We start from the raw sequence: 12,663 nt of genomic DNA on the forward strand, positions 1-12,663 counted from the left end.
CCGGCTGGCAAACAGGTAAAAGAAAAAGGGAGCCAAAGCCCCCTTTTACAGTATTGTTTAATACCCTGCGCTACTGCACTTTGTAAAAAGATTTATACCATTCAACAAAGCGTTTAACACCTTCCTCTACGCTGGTCGCAGGCTTAAAACCAATCGCCTGATAAAGCGCTTCGGTATCTGCGCTGGTATCCAGCACATCGCCGGGTTGCATGGGCAGCATATTTTTACGGGCAATAATGCCAAGGGCATGTTCCAGCGCGCTGATATATTCCATCAGCTTCACCGGGCTGCTGTTGCCTATATTATAGACATGGTACGGCGCGGAACTGCTAGCCGGTGAGCCGTGCTCAACGGTCCAATCCGCATTGGGCTGCGGCACAATGGCCTGTAAACGCACGATCGCCTCGGCAATATCATCGATATAGGTAAAATCACGGTGCATCTCACCGTGGTTATATACATCAATGCTGTCACCCGCCAATATTGCCTTGGTGAATTTAAACAGCGCCATATCCGGGCGCCCCCACGGGCCATACACGGTGAAGAAACGCAGCCCCGTGGTGGGCAAACCATATAAATGCGAGTAACTGTGCGCCATTAACTCATTGGCTTTTTTTGTTGCCGCATACAACGACACCGGATGATCGACCGAATCATCGGTAGAGAACGGTAACTTACGGTTTAACCCGTAAACCGAACTGGACGATGCATAAACCAAATGCTCGACCTTATTATGGCGACAACCTTCCAGCACGTTTAAATGGCCAACCAAATTTGAATCCGCATATGCCAACGGATTTTCCAGCGAATAACGCACCCCGGCCTGTGCGCCAAGATGAATCACCCGCTGAAATTTATGCTCGGCAAACAGCGCCGCCATCCCTTCCCGATCGGCCAAATCCAGTTTAATAAACCGGAACGCAGGTTTATCAGTCAATAAGGCAAGACGCGCCTGCTTTAAGCTGACATCGTAATAATCATTCAGGTTGTCGATACCGACAACCTGATGCCCGGCGGCCAACAGGCGCTCGGCGACATGGTAACCAATAAAGCCGGCAACGCCTGTAACCAGGAAGTTCATACGCACCTCTTAAAAGATAGACTTCACCGATGCGCCGCGGCCGATACCGTAATAGGTAAAGCCACGGCTTTCCAGACGCTCTGGATCGTAAAGGTTACGGCCGTCGAAGATTACCGGGTTTTTCAGCGCGCCCTTGATGACATCAAAGTCTGGCGCACGGAAGCTTTGCCATTCCGTGCAGATCACCAAGGCGTCGGCGCCGTGCAGCGCGGCCTCTTTTGTGCCCATCAGTTTCAGATCGTCACGGTTGCCATAGATGCGCTGTGCTTCGTTCATCGCTTCTGGATCGTAAGCCTGTACCTTGGCGCCGGCAGCCCAGAGCGTTTCAACCAGCACGCGGCTGGAAGCTTCACGCATATCGTCGGTATTCGGTTTGAAGGCCAGCCCCCACAGAGCAAAGGTTTTGCCGTTCAGATCTTCACCGAAGTAATGTTTGATGAACTGGCTCAGCTTGTATTTTTGCTGATAGTTAACCTGTTCCACCGCCTGCAGCAACTTAGGCTGGTAGCCAATGGCTTCGGAGGTGCGAATCAGTGCCTGCACATCTTTCGGGAAGCATGAACCACCGTAGCCGCAGCCCGGGTAAATGAAGTGATAACCGATACGGGAGTCAGAACCGATACCCTGGCGCACTTTTTCGATGTCCGCACCCAGCATTTCTGCCAGATTCGAGATTTCGTTCATAAAGCTGATTTTGGTCGCCAGCATGCAGTTGGCGGCATATTTGGTCAGCTCCGCGCTGCGGATATCCATCAGGATCATGCGATCGTGGTTACGGTTGAACGGCTCGTACAGTTCACGGATGGGTTCGATCACGTCTTTATTGTCGGTCCCGATAACGATGCGCTCTGGGCGCATGCAGTCGGCCACCGCGGCGCCTTCTTTCAGGAATTCCGGGTTGGAAACCACGTCAAAAGACAGATTGCTGCCGCGTTTTTTCAGCGCTTCGGTCATCACCTGGCGAACTTTATCCGCAGTCCCTACCGGCACGGTGGATTTATCGATAACCACTTTGTGATCGTTCATGTTTTCTGCGATGGTGCGCGCAACGGCAGTAACGTACTTCAGATCGGCAGAGCCGTCTTCATCAGGCGGCGTACCCACGGCGATAAACTGGATAACGCCATGTTCCACGCCAGCTTTGGCATCGGTGGTGAAATGCAGGCGGCCGGCTTCGTAGTTCTGCTGCACCAGCGGCGTCAAACCGGGTTCATAAATCGGGATATTCCCCTTTTTCAGGTTCTCGACTTTCTTTTCGTCAACGTCGATACACATGACATCGTGGCCCACTTCAGCCAACACCGCCGCCTGTACCAGACCGACATAGCCAATACCAAAAACTGTTACTTTCATTGGAAAATCCTAGTTTTTAAAATTAAAGACAAAGGTTAAAAATTACTTCTTACTGGCTGGCACAATCTGCTGCAGCCAGTGAGAAAAATCAGTGCCAAGCGTGGCATGACGCATGCCGTATTCCACAAACGCCTGCATATACCCCAGTTTGTTACCGCAATCATGGCTGACGCCCTTCAAGTGATAGGCTTCAACCGGTTCTTGTTCCATCAACAGATCGATAGCGTCGGTGAGTTGGATCTCATCGCCGGCGCCCGGCGGCGTTTTGGCCAACAGCGGCCAAATATCCGCAGACAACACATAGCGGCCAACAATGGCCAGATTGGAGGGGGCTTCATTCGGAGAGGGTTTTTCCACCACGCTTACCATGGGCGCGCTTTCGCCCGGTTTGAGTTGGTGGCCTTTGCAGTCGGCAATACCATAGCTGCCGACGCTTTCGTGTGGCACCGGCTCAACCATAATCTGGCTAATGCCGGTTTGCTCGAAACGCTGCAGCATCTCGTGCAAGTTGTCTTTTTTCAAGTTAGCGCTGTATTCATCCAGAATGACGTCTGGCAGCACCACCGCGACCGGCTCATCGCCAACCAACGGGTGGGCGCATAAAATGGCATGCCCTAACCCCTTGGCGACGCCCTGGCGTACCTGCATAACCGTCACGCCTTTCGGGCAAATGGACTGGACTTCATCAAGCAACTGGCGCTTAACGCGCTTTTCCAGCATGGCTTCCAGCTCAAAGCTGGTATCAAAATGGTTTTCGATTGAATTCTTGGAGGAGTGCGTAACCAGGACGATTTCGTTGATGCCGGCGGCGATGCATTCGCTGACGACATATTGGATCAGGGGCTTATCAACCAGCGGCAGCATCTCTTTGGGGATGGCTTTGGTAGCCGGTAACATGCGCGTTCCCAATCCGGCAACCGGGATCACTGCTTTTCTGACTTTACGGTTTAAAGCAGACATTATTTCCTCTCTTGATTCTGGCTCAGATTATGAGCTTTATCTGCCATACAAAAACTCTCGGAGTATACCAGTTTATGCCTGCTGCGTATTAACCTGAGAGTAAATAGGAAGAAATTAGGACAATTACCCAGCGCGGGGAGCTTAATCTTAAATAAAATGAGATGCGTCTGACTACTGGTATTTTTTATTCATCACTCAACATCAGGCTCAGACGGCCGCCGGTACCCCATACCTGGCACTGCCAGGCGTCGCAACGGTGGCTGATTTGGTTCATGTAAGTGGCCCCTAGCATACCGAGCGGCACCCCATTGCTCAGCTGGATTTGATTATTCCCAGTATTTAGATTGGCATGCAAACCTGCAGAAACCAGCAGCAGATTTTTATATTCGGTGTGATAGTAGCCAACCAACAATGGGAATTGCCCGGCCAATTTACCCTGCCGCAATAATTGATTAACTTGCTTTAGCAAAGTGGACATCTGCGGCAAACGATGTTGCTGGTTTGCCAAATGGTCTTGCAACAACCCATTAAATAATGCGCGTAATAATAAAGCGGCCAATACGCCATTATCGCCGGCCCGGGTAACATCCAGGCAGTAGAAGGCCAAATCGCTACCCGATAATGCGGCAATATCCAGCACCAGGCCGGGGTGTTCCGTGGTCGTCAGTTGGCGATAATTGACCCGGCGGTTGGCAATACTCTGCTGAACCGGCGGTTGCAGTTGTTTCAGCAGCCTTACCGCCTCGTCCGGATTTTTGCTTAGCGCCTCCCAATCCTGAAACAGTTCGATTTCTTCAAGCGCCAACGAGGTAAAAACGTTTGGGTACAGGCAGGTGAAGACCGCCTCGCGCAGAATATCGAGATTCTTAAGCGGTTTGAGCAACACATCCTGTACGCCCAGGCGCAATACCTTGGCGATATCCGCCATTTTATCCGTGCCGGAGACGATCAGGACCGGGATCTTCACCCCCGTTAGCCGCAGGTGTTCGACAAATTCGATACCGCCCATTTCCGGCATGGCAAGATCGCACAATATCAGATCGGGCCAGCTTTCTTCCAACAGGTCAAGAGCCTGCAAACCGTTGGTCGCTTCAATGGTATCCGCGCCCAAGGACTGCAGGTAGGCAACCAGCACAGAACGAAACACCCGCTCGTCCTCGACGATCAGAATACGTTTGTGAGTCAGTGGTAATACCATCGGTTGAGCCCCATGCCTATTTCCTTAGGTAATAGTGGCCCAAAATGGTCACTTGTGCTTGTCTGATATCGAACTGACCGTTGAGTTCCATCGCTGAACCGTGCTTTACTTGTTCTTAACCAAAGGCAATAGCATATCAATTTGTTTTTCGACCGCCAGTTCCCCGGTGGCGATCGCTTCATTGGCGCGGTGAAAATCCAACGTTGATATTTGCGGACAATAGGGCTGGATCAGCACATCCGGCGGATCCCCGGCCATACGCGCCCGCTTGATGCGGTTTTCCAACACTTGAATCGAGGTACTCATAATCTCCATCGCCGTTGGCGTGACCGAAGGTTTTTTTTGCACCACCTTGCCGATACGCGCCCGTAAACGGCTCCGCCAGTTGCGAGTTGCCCCATCGCCAACGATGCTGCCGATGTCCTCGCTTTCACTGCGCATGGAAAAAAGATCCTGCTGCATCAGGTGCGCGTCGTGTTGCAGATCAACCGCAATGACGATGTCGGCGCCCAGTGCGCGGGTTAACGATATTGGCACCGGATTAACCACCGCACCATCAACCAGCCAGTAACCATTAAACCACACCGGCGACAGCAGGCCGGGAATGCTACAGGAAGCGCGCACCGCCTGGTTAAGATCGCCTTCTGTCAGCCACAGCTCGCGCCCGGTGCTCAGGTTGGTCGCCACGGCGGCAAATTTGCGCGAACACTGCGCAATGTCATCCACCTGCAGCAATTGGGCAACCGCGTTGAATACCCGCTCGCCGCGCAACAAACCGCCGCGTTGCCAGGATAAATCCATCAAGCGGATCACATCCCAATAGCTAAACGAACGCACCCAGCTTTCCACCGCCGGCAGGCGGTGGCAGGCATAGGCCGCGCCCACCAGCGCACCCATCGAACAGCCGGCGACGATATCGGCCTCTATTCCCAGTTTCTTTAACGCGTTGATCACGCCGATATGCGCCCAGCCCTTTGCCGCACCGGAACCCAATGCCAGCCCAATTTTAATCTGCCGCATAACCCTGCCTTTTCCACCAAATTTTCGGCTGTGCACCGCAATAGGCCGTGAAGCCGCCGTTACACCCACCGCACCTTGCTACAATTGAATCGTTATGGGGTAACATATACGATAAATCCCCCTTACATAACAGCCATGGTCGGGAATACCGGCCAGCACACACAGGAGTTATTTTGTCTGAATTGTGCCCTTGCGGCAGCGGACTGGAGTATAGCGCATGCTGTGCCCCCTTTATCAACGGCACGCAGCATGCTCCCACCCCTGGCCATCTAATGCGTTCGCGCTTTAGCGCCTATGTTAAGCACCACGCCGACTATCTGATTGCCACTTGGCACCCGGATTGCCATGCGCAACAGTGGCTTGATGCCATTCACAGTGGTTTTGCAGATACCGAATGGCTTGGCCTGACAGTTATCAGTGAGGAAGCGGGAAGTCACCCGCAAGAGGGCTTTGTTGAGTTTATCGCTCGCTTTGTCGATCTTGGCAGCGGGGAAACACAGGCCATTCATGAACGCTCACGCTTCCTTCGCCTTGACCAACGCTGGTACTATATCGACGGTACCAAGCCACGGCCTGGCAGAAATGCAGTTTGCCCTTGCGGTTCTGGCAAAAAATACAAGAAGTGTTGCGGGCGCTAGTCGCCTGCTACCCGTGTTAAAACATCACCTGCAGCGCAGGTATTGAGTCACAGACAGGATTTTCATTCCTATGCCACACCAAAACGTACAAAGAAAAATTTTACGCACCATCTGCCCAGACGCCAAAGGGCTGATCGCCAAAATCACCAACATCTGTTTCCAGCACCAGCTCAATATCGTGCAGAACAATGAGTTTGTCGATCACCGCACCGGCCGGTTCTTTATGCGCACCGAACTTGAAGGCGTATTCAACGACGCCCAACTGCTGGCCGATCTGGATGAAGCACTGCCGTCAGGCTCTGTGCGCGAGCTGCAAAGCGCCGGCCGCCGCCGTATCGTCGTCCTGGTCACCAAAGAGGCGCACTGCCTGGGCGATCTGCTGATGAAAAGCGCCTACGGCGGCCTGGATGTGGAGATTGCCGCGGTTATCGGCAACCACGACACACTGCAAACATTGGTCGAGCGCTTCGATATTCCTTTCCATCTGGTCAGCCACGAAGGCCTGACGCGCGAACAGCACGATCAGCAGATGATCGCCCAGATCGACCAATACCAACCGGATTACGTGGTGCTGGCAAAATACATGCGTGTGCTCACCCCAGCCTTTGTGCAGCACTACCCGAACCAGGTGATCAATATCCATCATTCGTTCCTGCCGGCCTTCATCGGCGCGCGCCCTTATCATCAGGCCTATGAACGCGGCGTTAAGATCATCGGCGCCACCGCGCACTATGTGAATGACAATTTGGATGAAGGCCCAATTATCATGCAGGACGTGATCAACGTTGATCACACATTCTCCGCGGACGATATGATGCGCGCCGGGCGCGATGTGGAAAAAAACGTTCTGAGCCGGGCATTGGATAAAGTGTTGGCACAGCGGATATTTGTCTACGGCAACCGCACGGTAATTTTGTAATTGCCTAACACGGCGGTGCCTTTCGTTCAAGGAAGCACCGCTAAGAATAAAAAAACGGCAAACAATTCATTTTCTGCATTTCAAGGCTTTACAGTCGCGTTTCATTTGATATGATGCGCCCCGCTTTCCGAGATAGCGGCAACGCCGTCACAGAGAGCAGGAAGCCGGTCAGCTTCCTGAAAGTAAAATTCGTTAACCACGAATTTCGTGGTGGGGTTCCCGAGCGGCCAAAGGGAGCAGACTGTAAATCTGCCGTCACAGACTTCGAAGGTTCGAATCCTTCCCCCACCACCACTCTCCTTCTTCACGAAGGAAGACAACTGCGTACTACCGTATTTGCATCAGCCATGACCAATACGAAAATTTAAAATCATGCAATATCCCCTGGTGGGGTTCCCGAGCGGCCAAAGGGAGCAGACTGTAAATCTGCCGTCACAGACTTCGAAGGTTCGAATCCTTCCCCCACCACCAAATTCAATCCTGCAGTTCGTGCGACGCCATTTCCCTCACAATTCTTGCCTCCTTCACACTTTTTGGAAGCCATGCGATACAGGCATGAAGCCATGCAGCCACACCGAATCACTTGAACTACGCCTCGCAATTCGCTATACCACTGGCTTCTTTACAGCAGTTAAGGGAAACAGTGCATGCGTAATAATATCTGCGTTTTTTGCGGCGCAAGCGAAGGCGTTAACGCCGCCTATGCCACTCAGGCTCGGGAACTGGGCCACACGCTGGCAACGCAGGGGCGGCGCCTGATCTATGGCGGCGGTAAGAAAGGGTTGATGGGGATCGTCGCGGATGCGGTATTGGAAGCCGGCGGCGAAGCCATTGGCATTATCCCAGAACGCCTGGTGGAAGCAGAGACCGCCCACCGTGGCCTGACCAAGCTGGAAGTGGTGCCCGATATGCACACACGCAAAGCCCGGATGGCCGAACTGGCGGAAGCCTTTATCGCCCTGCCAGGCGGCATCGGCACGTTGGAAGAACTGTTCGAGATCTGGACCTGGGGCCAAATCGGTTACCACAGCAAACCCGTCGGCCTGCTGGATGTCCAGGGTTTCTATCAACCGCTGAGCAACTTTCTGAAACACGTTGCCAATCAGGGCTTTATGCGCCATGACTATCTGGCTACCCTGTTTCTTAGCGAGTCGGCGCAAACCCTGTTGCAACAGTTTGATGACTACCAACCCAAGAATTACGACCGCTGGGCAAAATAACCCGCTATGGCCGGGTGTGAAAACCGCCGGCCATCGTTACATCCCCCCTAAACTCTGCTACTATCCCCCTACATTTTCTTGCCAAAACGATACCGCTGATGAAATTTGTTTCTTTTAATATCAATGGACTGCGCGCACGGCCACACCAGTTGGCGGCGATTATCGAACAGCACCAGCCCGACGTGATCGGCCTGCAGGAAACCAAGGTGCATGACGACATGTTCCCGCTGGAAGACGTGAGCCAGTACGGCTACCACGTGTTCTACCACGGCCAGAAAGGCCATTACGGGGTGGCTTTGCTGACGAAAGCGGAACCGCTGGCTGTGCGCCGTGGTTTCCCCACTGATGACGAAGAGGCACAGCGCCGTATCATCATGGCCGATCTGCCCACCCCACAGGGTACGCTGACGGTGATCAACGGCTATTTCCCGCAGGGCGAAAGCCGCGATCACCCGGTCAAGTTCCCGGCCAAAACACGCTTTTATCAGGATCTGCAGAATTACCTGGAACAGCAACTCTCGGCGGAAAGCCCGGTGCTGATCATGGGGGATATGAATATCAGCCCAACGGATTACGACATCGGCATTGGCGAAGAGAACCGCAAACGCTGGCTGCGCACCGGTAAATGCTCTTTCCTGCCGGAAGAGCGCGAGTGGATGGCGCGCCTGCTGCAATGGGGCTTGGTTGACACCTACCGCCACGCCAACCCTGAGCGTAACGATCAGTTCTCGTGGTTTGATTACCGCTCGAAAGGCTTTGATGATAACCGCGGCCTGCGTATCGATCTGCTGCTGGCCAGCCCCCCACTGGCGGCATGTTGCACAGCGACCGGCATCGATTATCAGATCCGCAGCATGGAAAAACCCTCCGACCATGCGCCCGTCTGGGCTGAATTCGCGTTATAACCCTTAAACCCGGCCCAGGCCGGGTTCACTGCGGCAAACACCATGAAAATTATTGACGTCGTTGCCGGTATTATTGAGCAGGGCGACACCATTTTACTGGCCCAGCGCGCCGGCGATTACGATCAGGCCGGGTTGTGGGAGTTCCCCGGCGGCAAGGTTGAGCCGGGGGAAACCCAGCCGCAGGCGTTGATGCGTGAACTGCATGAGGAATTGGGCATCACGGCCAGCATTGGGGGATACGTCGCCAGCCACGCTTGGGCACAAGCCACGCGGGTTATTCATCTGCATGCCTGGCGGATCGACCAGTTTGAGGGGGAAATGCAGCACCGTTGCCATTCAGCGTTTGCCTGGGTTACCCCTGAACAAGCGCGTGAATACCCTTTGGCCCCCGCCGACGTGCCGCTGTTGGAAGCCTACATCGCCGCATACAGGGCCTAACGCTGCCGGCTTAACGTGACAACGTCACAAATATGACTTGGCAACATGCCCATAAAGGGCATGTTGTGTACGACTGCCATCCGCAGGCGGGCTATTCGCTTTTTTCCGGTTGCCGGGCGGCCCGTTTTTTCCGCTTCTTGCCCCCGCTGCTCGGCGGCGGTTGAATGCCACGGAATGCCATGCTTGCCCGGCTCTGCTTAGCCTGAAAAATCAGCGCTTGCAGCGTCTCAACCAACGGTTGCATGAAATCCTGATAGCGGCAGGCCTTTTCGCTGATTTGCGTCAGCGTCGCTTCCCAGTGCGCCGTCATATCTGGCCGCGCCGCCTGCTCCGGCAGTGAGTGAATCAGGGCACGCCCCGCTTCACTGGCGTGGATATAGCGCCCTTTTTTGTACAAAAATGCGCGTTTGAACAGCAGTTCAATGATCCCGGCGCGCGTAGCCTCGGTACCTAAGCCATCGGTGGCACGCAGAATTTTCTTTAACGCCTTATCCTGCACAAAGCGCGCAATCCCGGTCATGGCAGACAGCAAACTGGCGTCGGTAAACGGCCGCGGCGGCTGAGTTTGACGCTCAACAACCTCACCGCGTTCACACAGCAACTCGTCGTCTTTTGCCACCACCGGCAGCGGTGCGCCTTCATTTTCCTCATCCCGTTCTTTGCTGCCCAACAACGTGCGCCAGCCGGCTTCCGCCAGAAAGCGCGCTTTAGCGATAAATTTGCCGCCGGCGATATCCAGTTCGATCACACACTTGCGGAACACGGCTTCAGGGCAGAACTGCATCAGATACTGGCGGGCTATCAGGCCATAAACGTTCAGTTCATCGTGGCTGAGATTCGCTTTGCTGGCCCGCGCGGTAGGGATAATGGCATGGTGAGCATCCACCTTGCCGTCGTCCCAGCAGCGGTTGCGGCGCTCGCTGTCGATCACCGGCTGCGGGTAGAGTTCCGGCTGGTGCACGCCGATCGCATTTAATACCGCATGCCGGCCGGCGAAGTGCTCTTCAGGCAGATAGCGGCAATCGGAGCGCGGATAGGTAATCAATTTGTGGGTTTCGTACAACCGCTGGCAAATATCCAGTACCTGCTGCGCGCTGAGGTTATAGCGCTTGGCCGCTTCAATCTGCAGCGTGGAAAGGGAAAACGGCAACGGCGCGATGTCGGTTTCGCGCTTATCGTTATACGCCGTCACAATCGCCGGCTGGCCTTCAATGCGCTTGACTACGTGCTCGGCCAGCGGCCGGTGCAGCAAGCGGCCTTCTTCATCCTGATAAGGCTCGCAGGATTCGCTTGGCTGCCATAGCGCCACGAAACGCTCATCGGCCGGGGTAACGATGTGGGCTTTCACCTCGAAGAAATCCTTCGGGACGAAATTTTCAATGTCTTCGTCACGCCGCACCACCAGCCCTAAAACCGGCGTCTGTACCCGACCAACGGACAGCACCCCGTCGTAGCCGGCATTACGCCCCAGCAGCGTATAGGCGCGGGTCATATTGATGCCGTACAGCCAATCGGCGCGCGCACGCGCCAACGCGGAAACACACAGCGGGATGAAATCGCGGTTGTCGCGCAAGCGTTCAATGGCCCGTTCCACCGCCTGCGGGTTAAGATCGTTGACCAGGCAGCGGCGCACCGCCTGGCGCTTTTCCGGCGGCAGGCTCAGGTAATCCAGCACTTCGTCCACCAGCAGTTGCCCTTCTCTGTCGGGATCGCCTGCGTGTACCACTTCGTCCGCTTCCTGCAGCAGCTTTTTGATTGCATTCAGCTGTTTGCTGACCGAAGGGCGCGGCTGCAGGCGCCACTTATCCGGAATAATCGGTAAATCCGCCAGCGACCAGCGCGCATAGCGGCTGTCGTAAGCATCCGGCTGCGCCTGCTCTAGCAGGTGGCCCACACACCAGGTCACCACATCATTGCTGCCGCAGGCAATAAAGCCCTCGCCGCGGCGATGCGGCTTGGGTAATACATCGGCAATGGCGCGCGCCAAACTCGGTTTCTCGGCAATAAACAGTCGCATTATTCACCGTTACTCTGGCTGTACGTCATCATCATTCTCTTGTTCAACATCGTTATCACGGCCATCAATCCGTTGCGGCGCCCCCCGGTTACGTGCGCAGCCCGTGTGCCATTCGGCCATACCGCTGCCCCAGCTGTTCGCCAGCCGTTGGCATACGGGCAGAATATCACAGGGTAACGCACGCTGGCGGGATGGATACGCACAGGCCGGCAATAACGGAACGGCCTGCGCAAAAACAATGCACATTTGCACGGTGCGGAGTATTTTACCGAGCTCCTGCGCAGTCGCTATCAGAAATAACTGACAAAAGGCGTGCTGTCCGGCGCGACAACTTTTGTCTCCATTTTCAACTGCGGCGTGCCCAGATAGAGAAAACCGACAATCTCATCCTGTTCGCGGCAGCCGAAGGCTTCACGCACCAGCGCATGTTTCGTCCAGGCGCCGGTGCGCCAGATGCCGTTGAACCCCTGCGCCAACGCCGCCATCTGCATCGCCTGCACCGCGCAACCGGCGGAAACGACCTGCTCCCAGTGCGGCACCTTATGGCTTTCGGTACAGTGTGCGATAACGGTGATAATCAGCGGTGCGCGAAACGGCGCCTGCTTCGCCTTTTCCTGCGCCGCTTGATCCAGGTTATCCTGCTTTGCAGCAGTTTGTAACAATTGACTGAAACGCGCCAGGCCGGCGTCTTCAATCATGACGAAACGCCACGGCCGCAGCGCACCGTGATCCGGCGCGCGCAGCCCGGCGTTGATGATATTCTGGCGCACATCTCCGTTGGGCGCAGGCGTGGTAAGGCGTGAGGCCGAGCGGCGGTTCAGTAACAGATCCAGCGCATCCATCGTAAACTCCTGATAATCACTTTGATTTGGCACACGTTAGCATAGCTAAACGGCGAGTTACAGCCTGGCCAG

12 protein-coding genes and 2 tRNA genes are annotated in these 12,663 nt (G+C 54.8%); 7 read left to right on the forward strand and 7 right to left on the reverse strand.

Annotation, left to right across the window (positions count from 1 at the left end; all coding sequences use genetic code 11):
* Positions 1-70 precede the first annotated feature (70 nt).
* The 5 genes from AC559G_RS23025 to rssA all read right to left on the reverse strand — a co-directional run bounded on the left by AC559G_RS23025 (position 71) and on the right by rssA (position 5,612).
* A complete protein-coding gene (locus AC559G_RS23025; protein WP_498914960.1) occupies positions 71-1,081 on the reverse strand; it encodes an NAD-dependent epimerase in 1,011 nt (336 codons plus the stop codon).
* Positions 1,082-1,090: 9 nt separating this feature from the next.
* A complete protein-coding gene (locus tag AC559G_RS23030; RefSeq protein WP_438598431.1) occupies positions 1,091-2,434 on the reverse strand; it encodes a UDP-glucose dehydrogenase family protein in 1,344 nt (447 codons plus the stop codon).
* 42 nt (positions 2,435-2,476) lie between these two features.
* Positions 2,477-3,394: a glycosyltransferase family protein gene (galU, locus tag AC559G_RS23035; protein ID WP_498914962.1), complete on the reverse strand. Its 918-nt coding sequence runs from the start codon at positions 3,392-3,394 to the stop codon at positions 2,477-2,479.
* Positions 3,395-3,578: 184 nt separating this feature from the next.
* Positions 3,579-4,592: a two-component system response regulator RssB gene (rssB, locus tag AC559G_RS23040; protein WP_498914964.1), complete on the reverse strand. Its 1,014-nt coding sequence runs from the start codon at positions 4,590-4,592 to the stop codon at positions 3,579-3,581.
* 105 nt (positions 4,593-4,697) lie between these two features.
* The gene (gene rssA, locus AC559G_RS23045) at positions 4,698-5,612 is read right to left on the reverse strand and encodes a patatin-like phospholipase domain-containing protein (protein ID WP_498914966.1); all 915 of its coding nucleotides are present in this window, start codon (positions 5,610-5,612) and stop codon (positions 4,698-4,700) included.
* Between the two features lie 173 nt (positions 5,613-5,785).
* Here rssA and AC559G_RS23050 point away from each other — a divergent pair, with 173 nt between their 5' ends.
* The 7 genes from AC559G_RS23050 (at position 5,786) to AC559G_RS23080 (ending at position 9,732) form a co-directional block, all read left to right on the forward strand.
* Positions 5,786-6,250 carry a YchJ family protein gene (locus AC559G_RS23050; protein WP_498914968.1) on the forward strand — a complete coding sequence of 155 codons (465 nt, stop codon included), beginning with the start codon at positions 5,786-5,788 and terminating at the stop codon, positions 6,248-6,250.
* Between the two features lie 70 nt (positions 6,251-6,320).
* Positions 6,321-7,169: a formyltetrahydrofolate deformylase gene (gene purU, locus AC559G_RS23055; protein ID WP_279023142.1), complete on the forward strand. Its 849-nt coding sequence runs from the start codon at positions 6,321-6,323 to the stop codon at positions 7,167-7,169.
* Positions 7,170-7,378: 209 nt separating this feature from the next.
* Positions 7,379-7,463 (forward strand) — tRNA-Tyr (locus AC559G_RS23060).
* Between the two features lie 92 nt (positions 7,464-7,555).
* Positions 7,556-7,640 (forward strand) — tRNA-Tyr (locus tag AC559G_RS23065).
* Between the two features lie 176 nt (positions 7,641-7,816).
* Entirely contained in the window at positions 7,817-8,389 is a 573-nt protein-coding gene (locus AC559G_RS23070; RefSeq protein WP_498914969.1) for an LOG family protein, read from the forward strand.
* Between the two features lie 98 nt (positions 8,390-8,487).
* On the forward strand, positions 8,488-9,294 hold the full coding sequence (gene xthA / locus AC559G_RS23075) for an exodeoxyribonuclease III (protein WP_498914971.1): 807 nt from the start codon (positions 8,488-8,490) through the stop codon (positions 9,292-9,294).
* Positions 9,295-9,336: 42 nt separating this feature from the next.
* On the forward strand, positions 9,337-9,732 hold the full coding sequence (locus AC559G_RS23080) for an NUDIX hydrolase (RefSeq protein WP_498914973.1): 396 nt from the start codon (positions 9,337-9,339) through the stop codon (positions 9,730-9,732).
* Positions 9,733-9,823: 91 nt separating this feature from the next.
* On the opposite strand, the gene AC559G_RS23085 is transcribed toward AC559G_RS23080, so the two are convergent.
* Together AC559G_RS23085 and AC559G_RS23090 are read right to left on the reverse strand one after the other, a co-directional pair.
* On the reverse strand, positions 9,824-11,749 hold the full coding sequence (locus tag AC559G_RS23085; RefSeq protein WP_498914975.1) for a DNA topoisomerase III: 1,926 nt from the start codon (positions 11,747-11,749) through the stop codon (positions 9,824-9,826).
* Positions 11,750-12,039: 290 nt separating this feature from the next.
* Positions 12,040-12,591, reverse strand: a complete 552-nt coding sequence (locus tag AC559G_RS23090; RefSeq protein ID WP_498914976.1) for a nitroreductase family protein — start codon at positions 12,589-12,591, stop codon at positions 12,040-12,042.
* Positions 12,592-12,663: the final 72 nt, after the last annotated feature.

The organism is Gibbsiella greigii (assembly GCF_039540155.1).
Lineage (GTDB): Bacteria > Pseudomonadota > Gammaproteobacteria > Enterobacterales > Enterobacteriaceae > Gibbsiella > Gibbsiella quercinecans.

Coding starts and splice junctions, on each gene's coding strand:
- AC559G_RS23025 (WP_498914960.1), bottom strand. CDS start 1,081: ATGAACTTCCTGGTTACAGGCGTTGCCGGCTTTATTGGTTACCATGTC.
- AC559G_RS23030 (WP_438598431.1), bottom strand. CDS start 2,434: ATGAAAGTAACAGTTTTTGGTATTGGCTATGTCGGTCTGGTACAGGCG.
- galU (WP_498914962.1), bottom strand. CDS start 3,394: ATGTCTGCTTTAAACCGTAAAGTCAGAAAAGCAGTGATCCCGGTTGCC.
- rssB (WP_498914964.1), bottom strand. CDS start 4,592: ATGGTATTACCACTGACTCACAAACGTATTCTGATCGTCGAGGACGAG.
- rssA (WP_498914966.1), bottom strand. CDS start 5,612: ATGCGGCAGATTAAAATTGGGCTGGCATTGGGTTCCGGTGCGGCAAAG.
- purU (WP_279023142.1), top strand. CDS start 6,321: ATGCCACACCAAAACGTACAAAGAAAAATTTTACGCACCATCTGCCCA.
- AC559G_RS23070 (WP_498914969.1), top strand. CDS start 7,817: ATGCGTAATAATATCTGCGTTTTTTGCGGCGCAAGCGAAGGCGTTAAC.
- xthA (WP_498914971.1), top strand. CDS start 8,488: ATGAAATTTGTTTCTTTTAATATCAATGGACTGCGCGCACGGCCACAC.
- AC559G_RS23080 (WP_498914973.1), top strand. CDS start 9,337: ATGAAAATTATTGACGTCGTTGCCGGTATTATTGAGCAGGGCGACACC.
- AC559G_RS23085 (WP_498914975.1), bottom strand. CDS start 11,749: ATGCGACTGTTTATTGCCGAGAAACCGAGTTTGGCGCGCGCCATTGCC.
- AC559G_RS23090 (WP_498914976.1), bottom strand. CDS start 12,591: ATGGATGCGCTGGATCTGTTACTGAACCGCCGCTCGGCCTCACGCCTT.